Source organism: Nocardia sp. NPDC051981 (assembly GCF_040680715.1).
GTDB lineage: Bacteria > Actinomycetota > Actinomycetes > Mycobacteriales > Mycobacteriaceae > Nocardia.
Map to the genome: position 1 here is coordinate 1 of NZ_JBFAXK010000049.1, position 25,297 is coordinate 25,297.

General features: G+C 69.2%; 14 protein-coding genes and 1 pseudogene. 8 read left to right on the plus strand and 7 right to left on the minus strand.

The features are described 5' to 3' along the window. Together AB0L60_RS41400 and AB0L60_RS41405 are read left to right on the plus strand one after the other, a co-directional pair. A partial coding sequence (locus AB0L60_RS41400) for a zinc-binding dehydrogenase (RefSeq protein ID WP_364626089.1) occupies positions 1-312 on the plus strand: 312 nt, incomplete at its 5' end. Positions 313-360: 48 nt separating this feature from the next. Beyond that, positions 361-555: a hypothetical protein gene (locus tag AB0L60_RS41405; RefSeq protein ID WP_364626092.1), complete on the plus strand. Its 195-nt coding sequence runs from the start codon at positions 361-363 to the stop codon at positions 553-555. A 304-nt stretch (positions 556-859) separates the two neighbouring features. On the opposite strand, the gene AB0L60_RS41410 is transcribed toward AB0L60_RS41405, so the two are convergent. The 3 genes from AB0L60_RS41410 to AB0L60_RS41420 form a co-directional block, all read right to left on the minus strand. After that, positions 860-1,666, minus strand: a complete 807-nt coding sequence (locus tag AB0L60_RS41410; RefSeq protein ID WP_364626095.1) for a hypothetical protein — start codon at positions 1,664-1,666, stop codon at positions 860-862. Positions 1,667-2,064: 398 nt separating this feature from the next. Next, positions 2,065-2,394, minus strand: coding sequence for a hypothetical protein (locus tag AB0L60_RS41415; protein ID WP_364626098.1), 330 nt, complete (start codon positions 2,392-2,394; stop codon positions 2,065-2,067). Between the two features lie 277 nt (positions 2,395-2,671). After that, a complete protein-coding gene (locus tag AB0L60_RS41420; RefSeq protein WP_364626101.1) occupies positions 2,672-3,994 on the minus strand; it encodes a cytochrome P450 in 1,323 nt (440 codons plus the stop codon). Between the two features lie 203 nt (positions 3,995-4,197). Between AB0L60_RS41420 and AB0L60_RS41425 the strand changes: the two genes are divergently transcribed. The 3 genes from AB0L60_RS41425 to AB0L60_RS41435 are packed head-to-tail and all read left to right on the plus strand — an operon-like array spanning position 4,198 to position 17,893. Continuing rightward, on the plus strand, positions 4,198-14,331 hold the full coding sequence (locus tag AB0L60_RS41425) for an HAD-IIIC family phosphatase (RefSeq protein WP_364626104.1): 10,134 nt from the start codon (positions 4,198-4,200) through the stop codon (positions 14,329-14,331). Then, a complete protein-coding gene (locus tag AB0L60_RS41430) occupies positions 14,328-16,823 on the plus strand; it encodes a thioester reductase domain-containing protein (RefSeq protein WP_364626107.1) in 2,496 nt (831 codons plus the stop codon). Before AB0L60_RS41425 ends, AB0L60_RS41430 begins: the two co-directional genes overlap by 4 nt. Continuing rightward, the gene (locus AB0L60_RS41435) at positions 16,823-17,893 is read left to right on the plus strand and encodes an alpha/beta fold hydrolase (protein ID WP_364626111.1); all 1,071 of its coding nucleotides are present in this window, start codon (positions 16,823-16,825) and stop codon (positions 17,891-17,893) included. The genes AB0L60_RS41430 and AB0L60_RS41435 overlap by 1 nt, the downstream gene beginning before the upstream one ends. Here AB0L60_RS41435 and AB0L60_RS41440 read toward each other — a convergent pair. Further along, positions 17,876-18,877 (minus strand): Gfo/Idh/MocA family oxidoreductase, encoded by a 1,002-nt coding sequence (locus AB0L60_RS41440; RefSeq protein WP_364626113.1) that lies wholly within the window; start codon positions 18,875-18,877, stop codon positions 17,876-17,878. The two genes, AB0L60_RS41435 and AB0L60_RS41440, sit on opposite strands and share 18 nt — an antisense overlap. 77 nt (positions 18,878-18,954) lie before the next feature. Between AB0L60_RS41440 and AB0L60_RS41445 the strand changes: the two genes are divergently transcribed. Together AB0L60_RS41445 and AB0L60_RS41450 are read left to right on the plus strand one after the other, a co-directional pair. Further along, entirely contained in the window at positions 18,955-20,259 is a 1,305-nt protein-coding gene (locus AB0L60_RS41445; protein ID WP_364626116.1) for a glycosyltransferase, read from the plus strand. 3 nt (positions 20,260-20,262) lie between these two features. After that, positions 20,263-21,594, plus strand: coding sequence for a glycosyltransferase (locus AB0L60_RS41450; protein WP_364626118.1), 1,332 nt, complete (start codon positions 20,263-20,265; stop codon positions 21,592-21,594). On the opposite strand, the gene AB0L60_RS41455 is transcribed toward AB0L60_RS41450, so the two are convergent. From AB0L60_RS41455 to AB0L60_RS41465, 3 genes and pseudogenes are all read right to left on the minus strand, one after another. Further along, positions 21,476-22,003, minus strand: a complete 528-nt coding sequence (locus tag AB0L60_RS41455) for an alpha/beta fold hydrolase (RefSeq protein ID WP_364626121.1) — start codon at positions 22,001-22,003, stop codon at positions 21,476-21,478. The two genes, AB0L60_RS41450 and AB0L60_RS41455, sit on opposite strands and share 119 nt — an antisense overlap. A 312-nt stretch (positions 22,004-22,315) precedes the next feature. Continuing rightward, a pseudogene (locus AB0L60_RS41460) lies at positions 22,316-23,020 on the minus strand (dihydrodipicolinate reductase); the annotation flags it as partial. 93 nt (positions 23,021-23,113) lie between these two features. Then, complete coding sequence (locus AB0L60_RS41465) at positions 23,114-24,001, minus strand: LLM class flavin-dependent oxidoreductase (RefSeq protein WP_364626124.1); 888 nt, start codon at positions 23,999-24,001, stop codon at positions 23,114-23,116. A 218-nt stretch (positions 24,002-24,219) separates the two neighbouring features. Between AB0L60_RS41465 and AB0L60_RS41470 the strand changes: the two genes are divergently transcribed. Continuing rightward, complete coding sequence (locus tag AB0L60_RS41470) at positions 24,220-25,089, plus strand: P1 family peptidase (RefSeq protein WP_364626126.1); 870 nt, start codon at positions 24,220-24,222, stop codon at positions 25,087-25,089. Positions 25,090-25,297 lie beyond the last annotated feature (208 nt).

The window sequence follows — 25,297 nt, forward strand, 5'->3', positions numbered from 1 at the left end:
CAGTCGTCTCTGGATTGCTTGGCGCGGCGCGGCCTGCTCGTCTGCTTCGGCACCGCGTCGGGCCCGGTCCCCCCGATCGACGCCATGCAGCTGGCGGTGAAGGGTTCGCTGTTCGTGACGCGCCCCGCGCTCGCCGACTACATCGCCGACCCCGCCGAACGAGCCGAACTCGCGGGTGAGCTCTTCTCCCACGTCGCCGCGGGCCGTATCCGCGTCGACATCAACCAGCGCTACGTGCTCCCGGACGCGCAGCAGGCGCACCGCGACCTGGAGTCCGGTCGCAGCGTCGGCACCTCGGTCTTCGTGCTCTGAAACTGCGGCCGCCCGTTGCCGCGGCTCACACCCCCTTGGAGGACTGTCATGACAACCCTTACCCCGCCCGAGGATTCGACGCTGCGCTGGTCGACCGGCGTGACACCGCTGACCTGCACCATCGGCGCCGAGCTGACCGGCATCGACCTGGCCGCGGCGGCGCACGACGACGCCTTACCCAGCCCATGGCCGGCGCCAGTGACCACGGCGGTCTTCCCGGACAGTGTCACGATCATCTCCTGAGACGGTGCGTCGCCACTGCACTCGTTCGACGGCCGCTGACATGCGCACTCAACGAACGCACCATTTTGCCGCATACCGCGCTGACCGAACCGGCCAGCGCGGGACATCGGAAGATCAACTGGCCGTGCCGATCCGACGCCGACGGAACGTCCGCAACTGCCGATGACAGCCCACTTCTCGGCTACGAGCGAGTTGACCGAGGATCTGCGATCTGGCAGGTGCCGAGATCGGACGGCCTGAGAGCGGTTGTCCGACTGCGGGTCCGGAGATTGTGAGCGTCCGGACCCGCAGTCGAATAGGTTGGTCAGAGGCCGAGCGCCTTCAGCAGGCCGCCGATCAGCGGGATGGAGTCCGCGCTGCCGGTGCCGCTACCAGAGCTGCCGGGAGTCTTGCAGCCGCTGGGGCCGGTGGGGGCGCTGCTGAACTCGAGTCGGAACTGCTTGTGGCCCACCATGATACCGTCGGGCGAGCCAGCGTGGGCGGTCAGATCGACCTCACCGAGATTCTTGGGTGTGTACTGAATGGTTGCCACGCCATTGGTGAAAGTGGTCGTCCCCACGATGGTGCCCGGGAACGCGCCCTCTTCGATGTAGGCGGTGGACCCGGAGAACGACGACATCTGGTCGGTCGGCAGCGTGAATGTCACCGTGTAAGCGGTGCCCGGGTGGTGCACCTGACCCTGAATCGTGAACTCACCATTGGCCAGACTGCCGCCGGTCGGCTCGCACACGGCGGGGGCGGCCGTTTTCGGCAGGGCCGCAACCTGAATCGCGGGTCCACCACCCTGGGTGATGTACTCACCGGTCGCCGACCGCTCCACGACATTGATGAAGTGCTGGCCCGTGGTCGCCGGATAGTAGGTGACCTGCGCGGTGCCGCCGCTGACAGTCTGCGGACCACCTCCGACCAGGACATACGACGAGTAGTTCGACCCATCCAACTGGTAGTCGTAGAAATAGACCAGCGCGCTCGGGTCCGACACCGAGGCCGAGAGCGTGTACACGTTCGGATCACCGCCGACCCCGGGCGTCCATGTGGTAGCCGTGATATCGGCGGACGCGCCGGGCGCACCGATCGCACACCCGGCCGCAGCGATTGCGAATCCGGCCATTGCCGAGCCCACCCGACGGATTCGATTGGTCTTCAAGAGAGGTAGTCCCTTCCACTGATCTTCGGCGTCATTACAACGCCGCAGAAGAATCTAGGAACTCCCCTCGACGCACACACCCCGGCAAGGGGCGCTGACCGATACGCATACCTATTCATGCCACCGGGCGGTCCGGCCTCGGCTGACCACCAAACCTCTCGGCAGCGATCCGCCGGACGATCATCGAACCGGAACCATCGGTGTGGCGGGTTGCGTGCCTACCTCACTCCTCGGCGGTGGGCGCGGCGGCCGCTGGGGCGTTACCGCTTCGGGGCCGCCTTCCAGGAGTCTTCACGAAGCCTGCTCAGTAGCGGACCGGCCGCGAGAACCTGCGAGGTCGCGGGCCTGCCGGCACCGTCGGGTCACGGCCGGTATCCGATGGCCACTCTGGTGACGACCGGCCTCGGAACGCGTTCCTCGGCGACGCAGTCGAGCATCTCCCGCACTGCCAACACCCCCAAACCGCGGTATACCGACGCGCACGAGTCGACCTCGTGCTGCTGAACCACCCGAACCACCATCCGGGCCAGCACCGGGTCCCCGCGACGACGGTTCGGATCATGGACCCCCGCAGCGGCCAACTCGATCAAGGCGCCCTCGGCCAGAGCGGTCACGAATTCCTGATCCGCACACAACCCCGGCATGAACTCGACCGAGCACGACTCGTCCGCGGCGGCCGGCTCGAAATCCACCTCGGCATAACCCCAATCGGGAGCGCAATTACCCGGTGTCTTCGTCGACCGCACAGAAATCCCGCGAACAGACCGCATGAGCCGCATCGCCATGCCCCGAGCGTACGGATCCGACACAGAAGACGAACCCGCCGAACAAATCTCGGTGGTTGCGCCGCAATCGACAGCCCGAGAGTATTCCGCTGCCGAGGTCGGCGAAGCGTCTGCGGCTGGCGCTCGCGTGGACGGTTGATCAGCACTCTCAAGGCGCGCCGGAGGTAGGTGGCAGGCGGGTCGGCTAGCGGGGGAGGAGGGTGATGCGGGCGTTGTGGGCGGGGCTGATGCCGGTGTGGAAGCGGCGCGGGGGTTCGATGGGGCCGGGGAGGGGGGAGATGCGGCGGGATTGAAGGATGGTGCGGAGCAGGATGCGGGATTCGAGGAGGGCGAATTGGGCGCCCAGGCAGCGGTGGGGGCCGGCGCCGAAGGTGAGGAAGGTGTAGCTGTCGGGGCGGTCGGTGAGGAAGCGTTCGGGGCGGAAGGCCAGGGGGTCGGGGTAGTGGGCGAGGGATTCCTGGATTGCCAGGATGGGGACTATGACTATGGCGCCCTTGGGGATTCGGACGCCGTTGAGGTCGGTGTCGCGCATGGCGCGGCGGCCGGTGAAACCGGAGACCGGGCGGAGGCGGACGGTTTCGGCGATCACGGCGTCGAGGTAGGCGTCGAGACGGGGAGTATCGCCGGAGTCGACGGCGGCATCCAGTTCGGCCAGGGCCTCCGGGTGGGCGGCCAGCATGACCGCGATCCAGCCGAGGGTGATGGCGGTGGTCTCGTAACCGCCCAGCAGGATGCCGCGCAGATTGCGGGCCAGCGAGGCGTCGTCGTGCTGATCCAACTCGGTGCCGACATAACGCGACAGCATGTCGGTGTGGTCGCCGCCGGGCGCGGCACGACGGGCGGCGATCTCCTCGATGATCACGGCGTCGACCGCGGCCGCACCGCGACTCAGCGGCGGGTACGGCAGCGTGTATCCGCCCAGCAGCGGGGTGAGCAGGCTGGCGACCAGGAAGCCGACGCTCTGCAGCGCACCCACCCATTGGTTTATCGCCTGCATCAACCGTTCTCGCCGCTCCGGGGGCACGTCGGCGAACAGGACCTCGAGCAATACCCCGAGCGCCAGGTCATAGCCGATACCCACGAATTCGACCGGTTCCCCCACCGGCCAGTTGGGCAATTCGCGCCGCGCCACCTCGACCATCATGTCCTCGTAGGACCGTAGTGCCTTGCTCTGGAACGGCGGTGCGAATAGTCGGCGCTCGCGCCGGTGCTCCTCGCCTTCGAGAAACACCAGTGTCTCCCGCCCGAACACCCGGTCGTGGTTGGCGACCCGGCTCAGCAATTGGCCGACGGAGAAGTCCTCGGTATTGGTGAACACCTCACGCACGTCGTCGATCTCGTGGGTGATCAGCATGGTCGGGAAGCCCGGTGGCGAGACGACGAACCGGGAGCCGAGCGCCCGCAGCGAGGTGCGGTCCGCGCCGGGGCGGATCAATGCGCCGAGTTCGCCCAGTCGGCGATTGCTGAGCCGGGGGATGTCGCCCAGCGTGATCGAGATCTGTTGCACCCAAGCCATGGTTGCCGCTGCGCGTGCGTCGCGCAAACGTGAAATCGATTACCCCACAATAGATGCCGCGTTTTTGCTGCCCCTACTTTTCGGGGCGATCTTGATCTTGCAGAACTCGGTACACAAGGTGTGAAATGACCGTATTGTGAGCCGCTTTTCCGTTCACTGTGGCCGAATCTCATGCTGTACAGAGGGAATTGTTCGTGCACAACACTTTCGTCGAAACACTGTTCGCGCAGGTCGAGAATCGGCCCACCGAGTTGGTGTACCGGTTCCTGAACAGTGGTGACGTCGATGGCGTCGTCCACGAGATGTCCTACGCCGACCTGGGTTCCCGGGTCCGGGCGATTGCCGCGGCGTTGCAGGACGCCCGCCCGCGGCGCGCCCTGCTGCTGTACCCTGCGGGCCCCGAGTTCGCCGAGGCGTTCCTGGGCTGCCTGGCCGCCGGTGTGATCGCCGTGCCCGCGCCGCTGCCGGAATGGGACAACCGCTCGCTGCGCCGATTGCAGCGCATGGTGACCCACGCAGAGGTCGAGCTGGTGCTGGCCCCCCGGCGGGTGGTCGCCGACGCCGCCGCACTGCACGCGGAGATCCCGGAACTGGCCACCATCCCGTGGCTGGCCACCGATTCGATCGAAAGCGACGCCGCCGCGCGCTGGCGCGAGCCGGACCTCGGCCCGGACTCGATCGCGTTCATCCAGTACACCTCCGGCTCGACAAGCGCCCCGCGCGGCGTCCTGCTCACGCACGAGAATCTGCTGCACAACCAGGCCGCCATCGCCGACGGCCTCGGGCACGACCACGGGATCGCCGATTCCTGGGACGGCGCGCTGTTCGCGAGCTGGCTGCCCATGTACCACGACATGGGCCTCATCGCGCCGCTGCTGCACACCATCTACCTGGGCGCGAATTCGGTGCTGATGTCGCCGCTGCATTTTCTGCAGCGTCCCGAGCGCTGGCTGCAGGCGATCTCCACCTACCGCGCCCACACCAGCGGCGGCCCCAATTTCGCCTATGAGCTGTGCGCCCGCAAGATCGCGCCGGAGCAGCTCGAACAACTCGACCTGAGCCGCTGGCGGGTGGCATTCAACGGTTCGGAACCGGTGCGGGCCTCCACCATTCGCCGGTTCGCGGACGTGTTCGGCCCGGCGGGGTTCCGGGCCACATCGCAGCAGCCGGTCTACGGCCTCGCCGAGGCCACCCTCATCGTGACCGCGTCCGCGAACGATGCCCTACCGTCGATTCGCGAGGTCGTGGACCGGGAGGCATTCGACGACAGCACCCGTCGCCGCGAGCTCGTCGGCGTCGGAAGGCCGGTCGAGGGCCTCTCGATCGCGGTCGTCGATCCCGACACCGGTGTCGAACGCGGGGACGGGGCCGAGGGCGAGATCTGGGTCGCGGGAGCCAGCGTCGCCGCCGGGTACTTCCGCGACGAACAGGCCACCGACGAGGTCTTCGGAGCCACCCTGCCCGGCGACGACCGCCGCTTCCTGCGTACCGGCGACCTCGGAATCCTCTCCGGCGGAGAGCTTTTCGTCACGGGCCGCCGCAAGGACCTGCTGATCGTCGACGGCCGCAACCACTATCCCCAGGACATCGAGACGACCGTCGAGGCCGCCCACGCCGCGATCCGTCCCGGCTGTGTCGCGGCGTTCTCCGTCGACCTCGTCTCGGGGGAACAGCCGGTGGTGGTGGCCGAGGTGCGTGGCGAGGACCCCGGCGAACTCGCCGCCGTCGAGGCGGCGGTGCGCGGTGCGGTCTCGACCGAGCACGGACTCACCCTCGCCACCGTCCTACTGATCCGGCCGGGCGCCATCTTCAAGACCAGCAGCGGCAAGATCCAGCGTGGGGCCTGCCGCGCGGCCTATCAATCCGGTGAGCTGCTCGCCATGACCGCGGGACCGCTGCGGTCGCCCGAGGACGAGCTGTACGACGAACCTGTCGCGGCCGCAGCGGAATCGGCCGAGGAAGGCGATCCGCAGCCGGGTGCCGCGGCCCAGCCCTCCGCAGAAGCGATCCGCGCCTGGCTGGTGACCGAGATCGCCCGCCAGGCGTCCCTGGACCCCGAGCGCATCGACGTGCATCTGCCGATGGTCGAATTCGGTTTGGGCTCACACGATCTGGTGGAACTGGTCGTCGACCTGTCCGACTACGTCGGACGCTACGTCGAGACCAACATGTTCTTCGACCACCCCACGATCCACGGTGTGGCCCAGGCTCTCGCACCCGTCGCACCGCTCGAATTGGCCACCGTCGTCGAGGAATCGGCGTCGGACACCCCGGCGGACGTCGAGGACGCGGCCGATGACGACGCCATCGCGATCCTCTCCATGTCCTGCCGCTTCCCCGGCGCGGATTCCCCCGAGGCACTGTGGGAGCTGCTCGACGGCGGCCTCGACGCCCTCACCGACATGCCCACGGGCCGCTGGGACATCGAGGACCTCTACGACCCCGACGTCAACGCGTCCGGCAAGGCGTACACCTTCCGCGGCGGATACGTCGACGGCATCGACCGTTTCGACGCCGCCTTCTTCGGCATCGGCCCGCGCGAGGCCACCGTCATGGATCCGCAGCAGCGCATGATGCTGCAACTCGCGTGGGAGGCGATCGAGCGGTCCGGCCGCGATCCGCGCACCCTGCACGGCAGTGCGACCGGCGTGTACCTCGGCGTCTACAGCACCGGCTATCTCGCCGATCCCGCCCCCGACCAGCTGAACGGCCAAGTCGGAACGGGTCTTTCGCCGAGCGTCGCCTCCGGCCGCATCTCCTACACGCTGGGCCTGCACGGTCCGGCGATCTCCATGGACACCGCGTGCTCCTCATCGATCGTGGCCATGCACTCGGCCATGCAGGCGCTGCGCGCGGGCGAATGCGACATGGCCCTGGCGGGCGGCGTGACCCTGCTGATGTCCCCGATTGCGCACATCGAACTCTGCAAGCTGGGTGTGCTGTCGCCGACGGGCCGCTGCGCGCCGTTCTCCGCCGAGGGCGACGGCACGGTCTGGGCCGAGGGCGCGGGCCTGGTGCTGCTCAAGCGACTCGGCGACGCCCGCCGCGACGGGGATCGGGTGCTCGCGGTGATTCGCGGTGCCGCCGTCAACCAGGACGGCCGCAGCCAGGGCCTGAGCGCCCCCAATGGCGCGGCCCAGGAGCAGGTATTGCGCTCGGCGCTGCGGGTTTCCGGCCTGACGTCGCACGATATCGACTATGTCGAGGCGCACGGCACCGGCACCGCGCTCGGGGATCCGATCGAGGCGCGGGCACTAGCCCGGGTATTCGGCCCGGACCGGGATGCGGACCGGCCGCTGGGCATCGGATCGCTGAAATCCAATGTGGGACACACCCAGGCCGCCGCGGGCGTGGGCAGCGTCATCAAACTGGTGCTCGCGCTCCAGCACGAGCGCATCCCGGCTACCCTGCACGCGAGTGTGCCCGCACCGCAGGTGGATTGGGAGCACAGCGGCGTGGTGCTGCAAGCCGAGCCCATGCCGTGGCGGCGCGGAGACCGCGTGCGCCGGGCCGGTGTGAGTGCCTTCGGCCTCAGCGGCACCAACGCGCACTTGATTCTCGAAGAAGCTCCGTTCGAGCCTGCGGGCGAGCGCGATAGTGCCGACGAGCCCAGCGATAGCGTTGTCCTGCTCCCGATTTCGGCCCGCAGCACTGCCTCGCTGGACGGTCAGGCCAAGCGCCTGCTCGACCTCGTGCTCGCCGAGCCGGACTTGACACCCGGACCGGTCGCCCGCGCTCTGGCCATGCAACGCACCCGTTTCGAGCGTCGCGCGGTAGTCGTCGCCGCCGACCGGGCCGAGATGGTCGGCGCCCTGGGCGATCTGGTGGACGGCCGCGAGTCGGCGCAGGTTGTCGTCGGCTCCGGCCCGGTGCTCACCAATGCCAAGACCGCCTTCATCTTCCCCGGCCAGGGCGTGCAGTGGGTCGGCATGGCCCGCGACCTGCTCGCCGCCTCCGAGGAGTTCCGCACCGAGTTCGAGCAGTGCGACAAGGCTTTCGGCGCCCACCTGGGCTGGTCGCTCGCCGACCGCCTGCACACGGCGACCGCGGCCGAGCTGCTCGATCACTCCATCACCCAGCCGCTGCTGTTCGCGACCATGGTCGGGCTCGCCGCCACCTGGCGCGCGGCCGGTGTCACCCCCGACGCGGTGGTCGGTCACAGCCAGGGCGAGATCGCCGCCGCCTACTGCGCGGGCGTCCTCGAATTGAGCGACGCCGTACGGATTGTCGCCACTCGCAGCCGCCTCATGCGCACCATGATCGGACCGGCCGCCATGGCGCTGGTCGGCCTGGCCGCCGACGAGGTCACCCGCGCGCTGGCCGATTTCGACGGCCGCATCTCGGTCGCGGCCATCAATGTCCGGCGGACCACGCTCATCGCCGGTGAGCAGGACGCGGTGGAGGAATTGCTGGCCCAACTCGAGGGCCGGGGCGTCTACACCCGGCTGCTCGCCGCGGGTCCGAGTTACGCCGGGCACTGCCGGTTGATCGAGACCCTGCGCGAGCCGCTGGCCACGGAGTTCGCCGATATCACCGCGAATTCGCCCACGACCCGGTGGTACTCGACGGTCTCGACCGAGCCGATGCCCAGCGACCCGATCGAGCCCGGCTACTGGTACACCAATGCCCGGGAGACCGTGCTCTTCGCGCCCACGATCGAGCGCATGATCGGCGACGGATTCCGGTACTTCATCGAACTGGGCGTGCATCCCTCGCTCACCGCCGCCGTGCGGTCGGTATCGGAGGAACTCGGTCGCGATGTGGTGACCGTCTGCTCGCTGGCCCGCGACCAGGACGGCCCGACCTGCCTGGCCCGCGCGCAGGCCGAACTCTACGTCGCCGGTCGCGAACTCGACTGGACCGCGATACTTCCCGAGTACCCGCTGGTCGACCTCCCGACCTATGCGTTCGACGAGCGGAGCTTCTGGATCGAGGGCGGCAACCGCGACACCGGGGCGCTGCGACTGGAGGAGACCACCCACCCGATGGTGGGAGCGATTGTGCCGCAGCCGGATTCGGACGGCGTCACCCTGACCGGCCGGATCTCACGCCGCCTGCAGCCGTGGGTGGGCGATCACGCCGGACCGAACGCGGTCCTGCTGCCGGGCACCGCGCTGGTCGAACTGGCCGTCCGCGCCGGTGACGAGGTGGACAGCCCGGCCCTGCGTGAGCTGGTGCTGCGCGCCCCGCTGCTGGTGCCCGAGCGCGGTGCCGTGCGCATCCAGACCGTGGTCGGCGCGGCCGACGCGCCGGACCGCCGGTCGGTGCGCATCTACGGACGCGACGAGCGCGACCCGGACGCGGGATGGACGTTGCATGCCGACGGGGTCTTGTCCGAGGATTCCGAACATGCTGTGTCACAGTGGGATTCGATGGTCTGGCCGCCGGCGGGCGCGGATCGCGTCGATGTCGAGGCCCTGTACGCCGAACTGTTCACGCGCGGCCACCACTACGGCCCCCTGTTCCGGTCACTGCGGACGGCGTGGCGTCGTGGCGACGAGATCTTCGCCGAGGTCGAACTCCCCGAATCCGCGCACGCCGACGCCGCCCGGTTCGGCATCCACCCGGCCCTGCTCGATTCCGCGCTGCACGCCACCGCTCTGTTCGCCGCCGATGGCGCACATGCCCTGCTGCCGTTCGCGTGGACCGATGTGGCGCTGTGGGCCTCGGGTGCGACGGCTCTGCGGGTCCGCCTCATGCGGTCGGGCCCGGACACCATCACCATGTCCGCGACCGACCGGGCCGGACGACCGGTGGTGTCGGTGGGTTCGGTGCTGCTGCGCCCGGTCGCCGCCGCGCAGTGGGACGCGGCCGCGCTCGCGCCCGCCTTCCGCCGCCTGTTCACCATGGAGTGGTCGGAACTCGCCAGTTCCGCCTCCGAGCGTGCGATCACGGTGAGCGAGTGGACATCCGGTGAGACGGAAGCCACGGACGCGGTCATCCTGCCGGTGCCCCGGGGGGATTCGCCTCCACAGGTGCACGAAGCGGCTCGGCGCGTCCTGACGGCGCTGCAAAAGTTCCTCGGCGACAGCCGATTCGGGCGGTCGACCCTGATCGTCCGCACCCGTGACGCGGTCGCTGCACCGGGCACGCCCGTACCGGATCCGGCGGGCGCGGTGGTCTGGGGCCTGGTGCGATCGGCGCAGTCGGAGAACCCGGGCCGCATCGTGCTGCTCGACACCGACGAGCCCGAGACGGATATCGCCACGCTCCTGGCGACAGGCGAGCCGCAGGTGGCGGTTCGTGCGAGCGTGGCGTTCACGCCGCGCCTGGCGCGTGTGCCGCAGACCCGCCGCGCGCCCGAAGGCCGGGTGGCGCTCGGCGACGGTGCCGTCCTCATCACCGGTGCCCCGGGACGTCTCGGCTCGGCGCTGGCCCGGCACCTGGTCGACGCCTACGGCGCACGGGATCTGGTCCTGGTCAGCCGCCGCGGCATCGCCGGACCGGGCGGCCACGCGCTGCGTGCCGACCTCGAAAGCCGCGGCGCGCGAGTACGATTCGCGGTCTGCGACATTACCGACCGGGACGCGCTGGCGGGACTGCTGGACGGCCTGCCGCTGGCCGGTGTCGTCCACGCCGCCGCCGTCCTGGACGACAGTACGATCGGCGCGCTCACCCCCGAGCGCCTGGACCGGGTCCTGCGTCCGAAAGTCGATGCGGCACACCACCTCCACGAGCTCACCGCCGATCGACAACTCGCCCTGTTCGTCCTCTTCTCGGCAGCGGGCGGCCTGTTCGGCACCCCCGGGCAGGCCAACTACGCGGCCGCGAACGCCTACCTCGACGCGCTCGCGCTGCACCGGCGCGCCCTCGGGCTGCCCGCCCAGGCGCTCGCCTGGGGCCTCTGGGATCTCGAATTGCTCGACCACTACGCGCGGGCCGATGTCGAACGCATCGAACGCGCGGGGGTGCGCGCGTTCCCCGTGGTTCAGGGCATGGCCTGCTTCGATGCCGCCCTCGCCCTCGGTGACCCGATCCTCGTGCCGCTGCTGCTCGATCCGGACGTTCTGAAGCGCTCACCCGCCGTCCCGCACCTGCTGCGCGGACTCGTGCGCCGCGCACCCCGCCGTGCGGTCGCCGACCGCACCACGGTCGAGACGGTGGCAGGATCGCGTCTCGCCGAGGAACTTCGCGCCCTGCCCCGGGCCGAGGCGTCCGCCCGGCTGCTGGCCGCGGTGTCCGAGTGGACCGGGCAGGTGCTCGGGCATGCCGGCACCGAGTCGGTCTCGGCCGAGCAGACCTTCCAAAGCCTCGGCCTGGACTCGCTCATGGCGATCGAACTGCGCAACAAGGTGCGCGAGCACACCGGGATCTCGGTGCCGCTGGGCACCATCCTCGCCGACCAGAACCTCACCGCCCTCGCCGACTATCTGGCGTCGGAAGCATTGACGCAGAACGGAACCGACGGCACCGACGCGGAGACCACCGAGGTCCCCGAGGTCGAGGTGCTGCCGGTGACCCGGGACATGATGCGGCTGCTGCGGACCGAACAACTCGGTATTCCGAGCGCGGCCCAGACCGGCGGCGTCGCCGTCCGGCTGCCCGCACCCGTGACCCGGGAGCGGCTGGCGCAGGCGCTGACCCGGCTGGCGCACCGACATGCCGCGCTGCGCGCCACCATTCGGCCCAGCGAGGAGCACGGACGGCAGCTGGAGATCCATCGCGAATCCGGTGAACTCGCCCGATGGCACCACCTCGAGCATCTCGATGATGCGGTCATCGGGGAGCGCTTCCGAGAACTGATGGCGCGACCGTTCGACCTGACGATCGGTCCGCTGTGGCGCTTCGAACTGCTCACGGCCGAAACCGCCGATCCCGTCCTGCTTTTCGGCGCGCATCACAGCATGAGCGACGTGCAGTCCATGCTGCTGGTCGCCGGGGAACTCGTCGCGGACCTGTTCGGCGTACCTCTCGAGGACACCGTGACCAACCGCGACATGCATCAGCTGCTCGCTGCGCAATCGGGCAGCCGCGATCAGGCCGCCTCGCTGACCGACTGGCGTGAAGCCTTCACCGGGGCCCACCGCCTCGAATTGACGCTGGCGAATCCCCGTCCGGCACAACGCACCTACGGTGCGGGAGCCCTCGGACTCGACATGCCCGCCGGATTGCACGACCGGGTCGCCGACCGCGCCCGCGAGCTCGGGCTCACCCCGGCCGCGGTCTTCCTCGGCGCGCTGACCATCGCGCTGGCCCGCCGCCAGGGGACCGACCGCTTCGCCGTGGCGGTCCCGGTGGACACCCGCATGCACGCCGACGCGAACACCGCCGTCGGGTATTTCGGTGTGCCCGTGCCATTCCCGGCGAGTGTGACGGCGCAGGACCGGGTCATCGATGTGCTGCGGCGCACCGGTGTACGCCTGCGGGCCCTGCTCGCTCCCGGCGCGGGCCTCGGCGATGCGCTGGCCGCGCTCGCCACCGCCGGCCTGCACCGCGACAACGCGCCGCTGATCGAGGTGTACTTCAACTACCTGCGCGCCAACTCGGCCGTGGCCGCGGCCGAGATCGTGCCGGTGAGCACCGGCTACTCCGACCTGGACCTGATGGTCGCGGTGCTGCCCGACGCCGGGCAGGTGTGGTTCACCTACAACAGCGACATCATCGACGCGAGCGCCTGTACCGAATTCGGCGCGGACTACCTGGCCGTGGTCGCGGCGGTGATCGGCGATCCGGACACGCCCGCTCGGCCGGATACCGTTGGGCAGCAAGAGAATCAGGGTCCGCGGGCGGCCGTCGGCGCGACCTTCGCGCTGGGCCGGATCCCCGAATTGCTGGTGGCGGCCTCGACCACGGGAATCACCGTCGCCGAAGCGCCCTACCACCAGCTGCTCTCCGCCCTGCGCGACCCGGCGGGCGTGTTCACGCAACCCACCGCGGCACTGAGCATCGTCCTGCTGCGTGCCGCCGACCTGGCACGCTTCGGCGCACTGTCCGACGACCTGCTCGCCGAACTCGCCGCGGATTATCCGGCGGCCCTGCGCGAATTGGCCGAACGTACCCGCAAGCCGGTCATCGTCGGCATCCCGCCGACGGCCCGCCCGGAACAGCGCTGGCTCATCTGGGAGCGGCTGGTCGCCGACCGCCTGCGCGAGATTCCGGGTGTGGCCGTGCTGGAACCGGGGGAGTGGACCCGAAACCACCCGGTGGACAACCCCTTCGACGACCGCACCGATATCCTCGCCCATCTGCCCTTCACCGCCGAATTCCAGGCGGCCGTGGCCCTCACCCTCGATACGGTGGTCGCCACCGTCACCGAACCCGCCCCGAAGGTGATCGCCGTGGACGGCGACGACACCCTGTGGACCGGGACAGCGGCCGAGATCGGCTCGAACGCAGTCACTTTCGACGCACCACGGCTGGCACTGGCTCGGCGGCTGTTGCAGTGGCGAGCCGCCGGAACCCTGCTGGCGCTGGTCACCAACAATGACGAGGACACGGTGCGAGCCGTTCTGGACCGGCCCGACAGCCCGTTGCGCTACGACGATTTCGCCGTCGTCTCGACCGGCTGGGCGGCCAAGCCCGAACGTCTGGAGCAGGCCGCCCACACCCTGCGCCTGGGCCTCGACACCTTTTCCTACCTCGACGACAACCCGGTCGAAGTGGCGCGCATGCGCAGCGCGCTGCCCGAGGTGCTGTCGGTGACCTGCCCGCCCGCCGCGGACCTGGAAGCGTTCCTCACCCGGCTGTGGCCGATGACGCCGATCGCCGCGACCGCCGAGGACGTGGCCCGCGCCGACTTCTACCGAGACGAGCGGGAACGTGACACCGTCCGCGCCACAGCGGAATTCGCGGAGTTCCTGGCTCAGCTCGGCCTCGAGGTCGACATCGAGCCGCTCACGGACGCCACGACCGACCGCGCGCGCCAACTGATCCGCCGCACCACCCAGTTCACCCTCGGGGCTGTCACCGCCGACGATCTCGACCGCTGGCGCGCCGACGGCGAGGTGTGGACCGCCACGGCCCGAGACCGCTTCGGCGACTACGGCCTGATCTCGGTGCTGGCCGTGCGAGCCGACAACGGCACCCTCTGGATTCACGGCTGGCACCTGAGCTGCCGCGCACTCGGCCGCGGCGTCGAGGAAGCCCTCCTGGGTTGGGCGGCGGATCGAGCCGAGGCACTCGGCTGCGCGGCCGTTCGAATCTCGGTGGCACACACCACCCGCAACGAACCCGCCCGCCGCCTGGTCACCCGCCTGCTCACCGCGAGCGGAGCGACCCGGGACGGCGACCCGACAGACGACAACCGGTTGGCCGTCACGCTGACACCGAACAGCCTGCGAGAGTTCCGATCCTGGGACACCCGACCGGCCGAGGAGGAAACCCGGTGACCGCAGCCGACGAGCGCACCCCGGTCCGAGCCAACGGCATCGACCGCCGCGCCCGCGGCGAAGCCCTCGACCAGGGCACCGCCGCCCTCGGCGTCGCCGCGCTACTAGCCCGCACCGGCACCCCGCGACGGGCCGATCCACCGCCCACCGAGAGTCGCACCGACACGGCGAAAGACACGGCCGTTCCGGAGCCGCAATCCGCCACGACCAACACGGCGGATTCCGCGGTCGCCCAGACCCCGCATGCCGATCACACAGAAACCGTGGCCGAGGTCAGGCGGTGGGACGCCGACGAATTGGCCAACGCGATAACCGAGTTGGCGAGCCGTTTCACCGCCGCGCCGATGGGCCCCGACACCGACTTCTTCGACGCGGGTGGAACCTCCGTCGCCGCCGTCGAACTCGTCTCGGCCCTGGGGAGCGAACTCGGCATCCACCCGAACCTCGACACGCTGTTCTTCGACGCGCGTCCCCGCCGTCTGGCGCGGCGCTGGCTGGCGGATAACCCGGAGCTGGCAGCGCCGCAGCCGGAGACACGACGCGCGGATATCGGGCTCGGGCAGGAGGGCTCCCCCTGTCATCCCGGCGTGCTTTCGGCCGAAATCCAGGACGGGCGGATGGATCCCGGCCGAAAGCATGCCGGGATGACGAATGAGCAAGCCGGGCCGGCCAGTGAGGCCGGGTTCCGCGATACCGATGATCTGGCCCAACTGTTCGCTGATCTCGCAGGGGCGGATCGGCTGCCCGTGGTGGGGGCGCCGGAGCGGGTCGCGCCGCGCCGGATTCTGCTCACCGGAGCGACCGGGTTTCTGGGCAGCCACCTGCTGTTGGATCTGCTGCGGCACAGTGCCGCTCATGTCGTGTGCCTGGTTCGCGCCGACAATGACGAGGAGGCCGCCCACCGACTGGAGGAGGGGCTGCGCCGGTTCTCGCTGCCGTGGTCGCGGGAGGTGCTGCGGCGGGTGACACCGTTGGCGGGCGATCTGCGGTCGCCTCGGCTCGGGCTGTCCGGCCAGCGGTGGGAAACCCTCGCGGGGGATGTTGATTCGATCGTCAATGCCGGTGCGGCCGTGGACTTTCTGCGCGGGTACCCCTCGCTGCGGGCCACCAACGTGCTGGGGCCGCTGACCCTCGCGGAGCTGGCCTGTACCGGTCGGCCGAAGCCGGTGCACCATATTTCGTCGCTGGCGGTGTTCAACGGGTCGTCGGCCGCCACCTTGGCCGAGGACGAGCCAACCGCCAATGTCGCGACGCTGCCGATCGGCTACGACCGCTCCAAGTGGGCCGCCGAGGCTGTCCTGCGCCGGGCGGGGGAGCACGGTGTGGTGGCGACGATCGTGCGTCCCGGTGGGATCGGTGGCCATCCGGAGACCGGCGCGCACAACCCGCGCGATCTGAATTCGGGAATCACGGCCGCGCTCATGCGGTTCCGGACCGTGCCGGGCTTTCGCTACTTGAACTCGGCACCCGTCGATTGGGTGAGCCGGGTCGCGGCCGAGATCGTCTGCACGCCGAGCGCGTGGGGACAGACCTACCACCTCACCGGTGCGCCCACGTCGCTCGAGCAGTTGATGGGGCAAACCACCGTGGGTGGCTTGGGTATTCGGGTGCAGCACTGGGAACAGTGGTGTGCGGACACGGTACGGGTGATCCGGGAGGAACCGGTGCCGGAGCTGGAATCGCTGGCCCAGGTGCTGCAAAGTCCCGTGGCGCGGCGGCAATTGGCGGCCATGGTGACCGCACCGCCCTCCTCGGCGGCGCGGACCGATGCCTTCGTGGCGGCCCGCGGCCTGCCCGCACCTGCCTCCAGTGCGGCCGCGCGCACGAAGATGCTCGAGGCCATGGCGGGTGCCGAGCGGCGAACCGCTGACACGCCGTTCCTGCGATTCCATGAAACCCTCAGCGGCACAGTAGGTCCAGCAGGTGGCGATGCCGATACGCCCTGCGATCTCCGGCTGAGCCTGTCGGTCGCGAGCAGCGCTCAGGTCTTCTCGGCCCGCACCCTCGACGTCAGTGGCGACCTCACCTGTGCCCTGCTGCACGACGAGCCGCTCACGGTCGCGGGCACCGCGATCGTTCGGCCGCACGAGGGCATCCCCCGGCGCCATGAGATACGGCATCCGATCATGCATTATCAACTGACACTGCGTGATTCCGCTGGCGGCGAGTGGTGGCTGGAGGGCTACAAGTTCGCCGCGGCGCAGCGGCGGGTGGTGCGGCAGCTCGGCACCCAGGTCATAGAGATCGGTCGCCCCGGCGCGCCCGCGTCCTTCACCGGTGAGGTCGCCGTGCCCATGCACACCTATCTCGCCGACCAGATCGACGGCATCGAGATCGACCCCGCCCTGCCCGAACGGCAGCGGCGACTCGCGAAACTCTTGTGGCTCAGCTGGTTCGGCGGCCAACTCGGCAAGAGTCTGCTGGAGCCGATGCTGCGGGTCGGCACCGACCTACTGGATCTGCGCCGCGCCCTGCGTAAGGAGCACCGCTGATGACGGACCTTCGAATCTCGGAAACCACTGCGGGAGAGACCGTTTTCTTCCGCACCGCCGACGGTGTCGACCTGCGGCTGCGTGCAGTCGGTCCGGACGAGGGTCCCGCCGTGCTGCTGGTCCACGGCCACGGGATCTCCTCGGACATGTTCGCGCTGCCCGAGATCCGCAATGTCACCGACGTCCTGGCCGATGCCGGATACCAGTCCTGGCTGCTGGACTGGCGCGGCAGCAGCCGCTTGCCGCACAACGAATCCGGCCGCCCCTACACCCTCGACGATGTCGCGCTCTACGACCTGCCCGCCGCGCTCGCGCAGGTCCGGGAGCGCATCGGCGAGCGACCGCTGTTCCTGGTCGCGCACTGCGTCGGCGCGCTGGCCGTCGCGCTCAGCCTGACCGGCGGCCTGCTGCCCGGCCTCGCGGGCGTGGTCGCGCAGGGTGTTTTCCTGACACCGAAGGTCAGCACCTCGGCGCGGATGCGTGTCCTGCTGGGCAGCGAGCTGATCGGATCCCGCATCGGCCACCTCGAATCCGACTTCCGCAAGGTCGGCCTGTGGTCGTGGCGCACCCCGCTGTACGCGGCCCTGTCCCGCAAGGGCGACTGCCCCGACCCCACCTGCCGCATGGTGCACCACGGCTGGGGCCTGGGCGCGAAGCTGTTCGAACACGATCAACTCGACCCGCGCACCCACGACCGCCTGGCCGACCTGTTCGGCGCGATCCCGCTGTCCCTGCTGCCGCAGCTGCGGCAGATGGAATTGGCGCACGCGGTGGTGCGGTGGAACCTCGACGACGACCGGTACGGCGCGCTGCCGGAGAACGCGCTCGACCACGCCGACCGCCTCGACGCCCCGTTGCTGCTGCTGTCCGGCAGCCGCAACGAGGCGTGGCTCGACTCCAACAAGCTGTGCCACCAGGTACTTTCGACCCGATACCCCGATGTCGACGTGCGCTACACCGAGATACCGTCCTACGGCCACCTCGACACCTTCATCGGCCGCGGCGCGGCCCTGGACGTATTCGGGCACATCGTCGACTTCCTCGACGAGATTTCAGCTCGGCAGGCGTAGCGGCAGGCCCGCAGCGTGGTAGATGGCATCGATGACGGTCATGTTCGCAACCGCCGCCTCCGGCGTGGTCGGGACCGGCTCACCGCGCAGCACGGCCGCGGCGAAGGCGTCGAGTTGATAGTCATAGGAGGGGCGACGCCCGAAACTGCGCAGCCGACGGCCGGATTCGGACTTGACCCACAGCGCGTGCCCCATCTGCGGCATCACCGGATTGAACAGCCGCATCCGGCCGCGCTCACCCACCACCGTGGCGGAAATGCGCACCAGATCCGACGACCACATCGAGCAGCGAATGCGCCCGGTGTGCCCGGATGGAAAACGCAGCTCCGCGCTCATGGCGCGATCGATGCGCGGGTTGTGCAGCTTCGCGTGCGCCGCAACGACTTCCGGCTCCTCACCGCCGAAGGTGCGGGCCATGTGCACGGCGTAGCAGCCCGCGTCCATGAGCGCCCCACCCGCCAGGTCGTAGTCGTAGCGGATATCGGCGAACTTCGGCAGCGGGAAGCTCAGCGCGGTCTCCACCCGCGTCAGCATGCCCAATTCACCGGAGGCGATGATCTTCTCGGCCTCCAGGGTGAGCGGGTGATACCGGTAATGGAACGCCTCCATCACCACCCGATCGGACTCCGCGGCGAGCGTGGCGATCTCCCGCGCCTCCTCGGCATTCGCGGTGAACGGCTTCTCGCACAGCACATGCTTTCCCGCCGCCAAAGCGGCGCGAATCCAGCGGCCGTGCAGGCCATTGGGCAGCGGAATGTAGACCGCGTCCAGATCCGACGCGGTGACCAGCGCCTCGTAGCTGTCGTAGATCTGCCTGATGCCGTGCTTGCCGGCGAACGCCTGCGCCCGCGCCCGGTCCCGGGCCGCGACCGCCGCGACCACGACCTCCGGATTCCGCTTGGCCGGTCCGATCAGCGCGTTCGGCGCGATGGCGGCCGCGCCGAGGATCCCGATGCGCAGCGGGGCCTGGTTGCTATCGCTCATCGGCCGACCCTAACAGCCCCGCACCTAATGCTGAATGCGGTTGCTTCACAGCAGATTTCCGAACGAAAGTCGAGAGTATGCGTATCGCCTTGTTGACGGCCGGAACCCGCGGCGACCACCAGCCCTACCTGGCGCTGGCCGATGAATTCCGCTCCCGCGGCCACCACGTCGAGATCACCGCCACCGAGAACTACGCCGACGTGGTGCGGCGCTCCGGCTTCGAGCCACACGTCATCCCGTTCAACTCGGCCGAACTGCTGGAGTCGCCCGCCGCCAAACGCGGTCTGTCCTCTGGCAATCCGCTGCCGTTCCTGCAGATCATGCGGGATACGGTCAAGATCATGGCGGGGGAGCGGGGCGAGCAGATGGTGCAGGTTCTCAACGACGCCTGCGAATCCGCCGACGTGATCGTATCCTGCGCCTCCACCCTGCCGTGGGCCATGGAGCGCCGCGAGAAGACCGGGCAGCCGGTGATCGGCGGACTGCCGTACCCGCTCGAGCGCACCGCGGAATTCCCGTCCTCGTTCATGGCCAAGCGCATGATCGCCTCGCGGCGGCTGCGGCTGGCCACCTACACCGCCTTCGAAATCGCCTACGGTGTGGCGTATCGCCAGATGGATCGGCGGGTGCGCGCCCTGATGGGCCTGCCCGGCGCGCCCCGCAACCCGTTTCGGCGCCTGCGAGAGGACGCGATCCCGTTGGTGCACATGGTGAGTCCGGTGCTGCTGCCCAAACCCGCGGACTGGCCGGAGCGCTCGGTCGTCGTCGGCGCGCCGATCCTGCCGGAGCGGCTGCGCGGCGCGTGGGGCGAGGCGGAGGTCGATCCGGCGCTGTCGGACTGGCTCGACGAGGGCGAGGCGCCGATCTACTTCTGCCTCACCGGCATGCCGATCCTGGATCCGGTCGGCAGCTGCGACCTGATCGCCGCCGTCTGCCGCAGGCTCGGGGCGCGCGCCCTGGTGACGGTGAAGGGCGACGGCTACCCGCGCGGCATCGGCTACGACCGGCGACTGTACGTGCTGGACTCCTTCGACTACGACCGCGTGCTGCCGCGCTGCCGCGCGGTCGTGCATCACGGCGGCAGCGGCAACACCCACGATGTGCTGCGTGCCGGACTGCCCGCCGTTGTCATCGGGGTGCACAGCGACCAATTCTTTTATGGCTGGCGGATTTCCGCGCTCGGCCTCGGGGACGACTTCCCGTACCCGTCGCTGACCGAGAACCGCCTGTACGAGGCGCTGGTGCGGACCCTGACGCCCGAGGCGCGCGATCGGGCCGCGGAACTCGGCCGCCGAGTCTCCGCCGAGAACGGCATCCGGGCCGCGGCCGACGCCGTGGAGCGACTCGTCCCGGCCGGGTCGGCCGATGTCCACGGGTCCTGAACCATGGCCGAATCCATTCACGTCGCGCTCTTCACCGATTTCCATCCGGCGACGCTGGGCGGTGTCCAGACCGCCATGCGGTCGCTGTGTGCCGGTCTGCGCGCCCTCGGTCACCGCGTGACCGTATTCTGTCCTCCCGCACCGGGATTCGAGTCCGATGATCCGGACACGGTGATCCTGCGGCCGGTTCGGTTCTCGATGTCCAATGGCCTGCCGCTGGTCCTGCCGACCCGAGCCAATCGGCGACTGATCGACGCCGCCTTCGACGAGCGTGGTCCCATCCACCTGGTGCACGTGCTGACCACCTATGGCGGTGGGATCGCGGGCATCCGGGCAGCCCGTCGCCACGGTGTCCCGATCGTCCAAACCATGCAGAGCCGCGACGACGCGATGATCGAAAAGTATTCACCGGCACCATATTTCGCTGCCTTGTCCATGCGGCTGCTGCACGGCTGGTTCCTACCGCTGCGACGACAACCGGTCTACACCGGTGACAACCGCACCGCGCGGCTGGCGTGGCGGCCGCTCATCGCCCATGCCCAAGCAGCGGACCACGTCATCGTCCCCACCCACCATTTCGCCTGCCGCCTGAAGACGCGCGGTGTGGATCGCCCAATCCATGTGGCGTCCAATGGAATCGACGACGCACTGATCGACCGTCTCCGCACCGGCGAGGCGGAAACCCCGGCTTCCCAGGACGGGCCGTTGCGCCTGCTCTGGTGCGGTCGGCTCTCCCCGGAGAAGCGTCCCCTCGAAGCCATCGAGGTGGCCCGCCTCGTCGAGAACTGCACACTCGACATCTACGGCAGCGGCCCACTGTCCGATCGCGCCCGCACCGCGATCGCCGAGGCGAACCTGTCCGACCGCGTCCACCTTCACGGCGAAGTCGACCAGGCGACGTGCATGACCGCTATGCGCGACCACGACCTGCTGCTGCTCACCTCCGACTGCGACACCCAGGGCATGGTCCTGCTCGAAGCCATGGCCATGACCCTCCCAATCCTCTACTGCGATCCGGACCTCGCCGAAACCATCCCGGCCGCGGGCGGCCTGCTCACCCCGGACCCCGCACCCGAGTCGTTCGCCGCGACCGCCCAGGCCCACAACCGGATTCAGCTCGCCGCCCTGCGCGCAGCCCTCGCCACCCACGCCGATACGCCCCGCCAATCGCGTCATCTAGGCGACCTCGTCTCGGTCTACACCGCGGCCCTCGAGGTTAATATTCCCGGACGAATCCGAACGGGCAGGTGGCAATGGCGGCCCACTGCAAGGCCAGCGCCGCCCCGTAGGACCAGCCGACGATCAGCGGCCGCCGCACGTCCCGCGCCGCGGTGACCGCGTCGATATCGCGCAGGCACGCCTCGAACGAATAGTCCGCCGACTTCTTCGACCGGCCCGGGCCCGCTCGTCGAAGGTGATGTGACGCCAGTCGCCACCCAGTTCGGCGATGACCGGCCGGCAGCCGCGCCGGGTCCTCGGCTTCCTGCGCGAGCATCCGCATGTACCGGTGGAGGAATCTATCGTCCGCGACGGGGCCGGTGCAGTCGAGCCAGTAGTCGGCGATGACCGACGGAGCGAGTAGGTCAACGGCAATGATCGCCCGCCGGAGCAGTTCCAGACGCGCGGGGTCTTTGGTGTCGGCCCGAAACCAAATACTCTCGACCAGAGGCTCATCGCCGTTCAACTTGATGAAACAGGACGCGTCCACGCCGTAGCAGTAGGCGTCATTCGCGTAGATGCCCATCGGGTCCCGTCTAGTCTCGTCGAGCCCTGCCGACGCCGTCGCGACGAACCGCCGGACCCGCGGCATGATCGGTGCCAGTACCGCATCGACCTGTGCGAACGCCAGCCCTGCCTCCGCGTAGTCGTGCTAGGGCGCCGCGATCTCGTGCACATCGGTCCAGCCGATGCCGTCCGGCGCGCGGTTGGCACCGCGCGCGACCTCGCTCGCACGCAAGTCGCCCGCCACTTCGGTGGAGGCCGCCAGAGGGTGAAGGCAGCGCATGCGCCACTCGTCCTCGTGGATATGAATCTTCGTCATGGCGGCGAACTCAGCGACCCTGACGACCTTGGTGTCGCCGATGAATGCCTCCCAGGCGAAGCGCTGGGCGGCGACCTGGCCGGGCTGGATCACGCCGATCGGCGAGTCGATCGGCGCGGTCGCGACCGCCACCTCGCGGCTGCTGCGGATCTCGGCGTCGGCGAAGCCGAGCGCGTCCAGGCACATCCGCACCGACTGGTCGAACCCGTTGTCCAGCAACGCCAGCATGGGACCGTTCATCGCCTGCGCGGGCGACTGACCGAAACCCATGAGGTGGCGTACGACGTCGGATGCGTTGTAGGTGCGGATGTCGGAGTACTCCTCACCGCGGACGAACGTGATTGCGCTGGACAGGCCCGTGAAGAACAGCGGCTGCTGCTCGGTGGCACCGCCCGGGTCGATCCCGGTCCCGTGCAGCGTCACGCCGCCTTCGCGGGCCGGGGACGTCATCCTCTCCTTCTCCTCCGCGGTCGGCCAGAACCAGCCCAGCGGCGTGACGACGTTCTTGCCCGAACGCAGAATCGCCGCCACCTCTTTGGGATTCGGCATCAGCGGCGAGTAGAGGACGCAGTCGGCGTCCATCGCGAGGATCTCGTCGATGCTGTTGGTGGCGGTGACACCGATCGGGCCGATCCCGGCGAGCTCACCGGCGTCCCGGCCGACCTTGGCCTCCGAATGCACCCAGCACCCGACGAGCTCGAGATCCGGGTGCAGCTGGATCTAACCGATCGCGGCCTGGCCAAGCCCACCGGTGGCCCACTGGATCACTCGCAGCGTCATGCATGGAATAGAGCAGGTTCCATTCCTCGAGCGTCAAGGCCGTGCGGTCACCACCTCGGCCGCCACCTCGAGGAATTTCAGGTCGGTGACGGCCGGGACCAGGATGAACTCGTCGCACCCGGCCCGCTCCGCGCCGTCGAGAATGTCGGCGAGCACCTCGGGACTCGACGCCCGCGTCGAGGCGGCGATCATCTCGGCCAGCCTGGGTCCGAGGAAGCCGAGGTAGCGAGCGGTGAAGGCGTGCAACGCCTCCGAGGCATCGGCGACACCCAGGGCGGTGAAGCAGCCACTGACCTTGCGCGGGGTCGTCGCACGACCGGCCTCGGCCCAGCACCGGTCGGCGAGCTCGCCCACCTTGGCGATCTCCTCGGCATCGCCTCGAATACTGAAGCCGGAGATGCCATCCGCCCACCGCGCCGCCCGACGCATCGCCTTCGGCCCCATCGCGCCGGCGAGAATGATCGGCCCGCCCGGCTGCACGCACGCCGGCCCGACCGGGTCCGCGCCCTCGAACGGCGGCTCACCGGCGAGCAGTGACTTCAACTCGGCCACCTTGTCGTCGAGCTGCTGGTGCCGTCCCTTGAAATCAGCGCCGAGAGCACGGTAGTCGTGCTCGCGACCGCCAACGCCCACGGCCACCTCGAGACGTCCGTTCGCGAGCTGGTCGAGAGTCCCGATCTGCTGGGCGACCATCGCCACCGGGTGCTGCGGCAGCACCCAGAGGTTCGCCAAGACCTGCACCCGCTCCGTCACCGCCGCGCAAGCACCCAGCGTCGCAACCATCTCTGGGTTCGAAAACGTCACCCGCTCGCCCACCGAGACACTCGAAAACGGACCCGCGTCGATTCGCCGAGCCCAGTCGACCGTCGTACCCGGACCGTACCCGGGAGCCATCTGCGGAAGCGCGACACCGATCTTCATACGGCGACCCTCTCAGAACCACCCGACCCCGGTCAGGCGATTTCGAGAAGCGATCGCGGTCAACAGATTCAGCGCCGCTCGACATCAGCAGTGCGCGCTCATGCCGAATGCGAGGTATCCCGGCCGCAATACGAGGCGTCGGACGAGTGGGATGATCGGCTGCGAATAGCGAATTCGGCGCAGTTGCGCGTGCCGCTGGGGGATCGGAGGATCCGGATATGGTCATCGGGATTCGAGGCGTACGTGTGGGTCACTGGACCGATATGGTCGGTGAGACCGGCTGCACTGTACTGATTTTGCCGGAAGGAACAACGGCGTCGTACGAGGTCCGCGGTGGCTCACCGGCCAGCCGCGAGCTCGATGCTCTCGCACCGGACAAAGCCGTCCTCCAGGTAGACGCGATTGTGCTGACAGGCGGTTCGGCCTTCGGGCTTGCCGCCGCAGACGGGGTGATGCGGTACCTCGAGCAACACGACCGTGGCGTGCTCACTTCCGGCGGCAAGGTACCCATCGTTCCGGCACTCGCGCTGTTCGACCTCGATGCGGGAAGTCCAGCCGCGCGCCCGACCGCCGAACACGGATACGCCGCCGCAGCAGCGGCCGCTGGCGACCAGGTGCTCTGCGGGCGGATCGGCGCCGGAGCAGGAGCCTACGTCGGCCATTGGCGAGGCACGCAGTCACGACGCCCCGGCGGGATCGCCTATGCCGAAAGGCAACTGGGCGGGTTGGTGGTCGGCGCGTTGTGCGTAGTCAACGCCTTCGGCGATATCGACCACGGTGCTACCGAGATCTCGCTGGACGCTGTAGCGCAGCTGACCCGGCCCTTCGAGTTCGCAGATTCCCGCGCTCATACAACGATCGGTGCTGTGGTCACCAATGCGCGGCTGGACAAGGTCGGCTGCCGAATCGTTGCCCAGGGTGCACACGATGGCCTTGCTCGCGCACTCACGCCTCCGCATACCCGCTACGACGGCGACGGATTCATCGCCGCCGCAACCGGAGAGACGGATGCAGACGTCGACATCGTCAGACTAATGGCCCTGGCCGCCGTTACGGAGGCCATCAGATCGGTCGGACCCCGCACATAACCGCCAAGGCGACCAGACCTCCACCGAACACACTATTCTGCCGCATACCGCGCTGACCGAACCGGCCAGCGCGGGGCGCCGGCGGTCGGAACCCGCTGCGCCGCAGGACGTCTGCTATTGCCGATGACCGAGCATGTGACAGCCAATAATCTTGTGTCTGTGCCGAAACCGATGGAGGCATCCAGCGCCCCGGCCTGTCACACCCATC

Bases quoted from the DNA above. Each gene is read 5' to 3' on its own strand.
- AB0L60_RS41405 (WP_364626092.1), top strand. From the start codon at position 361: ATGACAACCCTTACCCCGCCCGAGGATTCGACGCTGCGCTGGTCGACC.
- AB0L60_RS41410 (WP_364626095.1), bottom strand. From the start codon at position 1,666: ATGGCCGGATTCGCAATCGCTGCGGCCGGGTGTGCGATCGGTGCGCCC.
- AB0L60_RS41435 (WP_364626111.1), top strand. From the start codon at position 16,823: ATGACGGACCTTCGAATCTCGGAAACCACTGCGGGAGAGACCGTTTTC.
- AB0L60_RS41440 (WP_364626113.1), bottom strand. From the start codon at position 18,877: ATGAGCGATAGCAACCAGGCCCCGCTGCGCATCGGGATCCTCGGCGCG.
- AB0L60_RS41445 (WP_364626116.1), top strand. From the start codon at position 18,955: ATGCGTATCGCCTTGTTGACGGCCGGAACCCGCGGCGACCACCAGCCC.
- AB0L60_RS41450 (WP_364626118.1), top strand. From the start codon at position 20,263: ATGGCCGAATCCATTCACGTCGCGCTCTTCACCGATTTCCATCCGGCG.
- AB0L60_RS41455 (WP_364626121.1), bottom strand. From the start codon at position 22,003: ATGGGCATCTACGCGAATGACGCCTACTGCTACGGCGTGGACGCGTCC.
- AB0L60_RS41465 (WP_364626124.1), bottom strand. From the start codon at position 24,001: ATGAAGATCGGTGTCGCGCTTCCGCAGATGGCTCCCGGGTACGGTCCG.
- AB0L60_RS41470 (WP_364626126.1), top strand. From the start codon at position 24,220: ATGGTCATCGGGATTCGAGGCGTACGTGTGGGTCACTGGACCGATATG.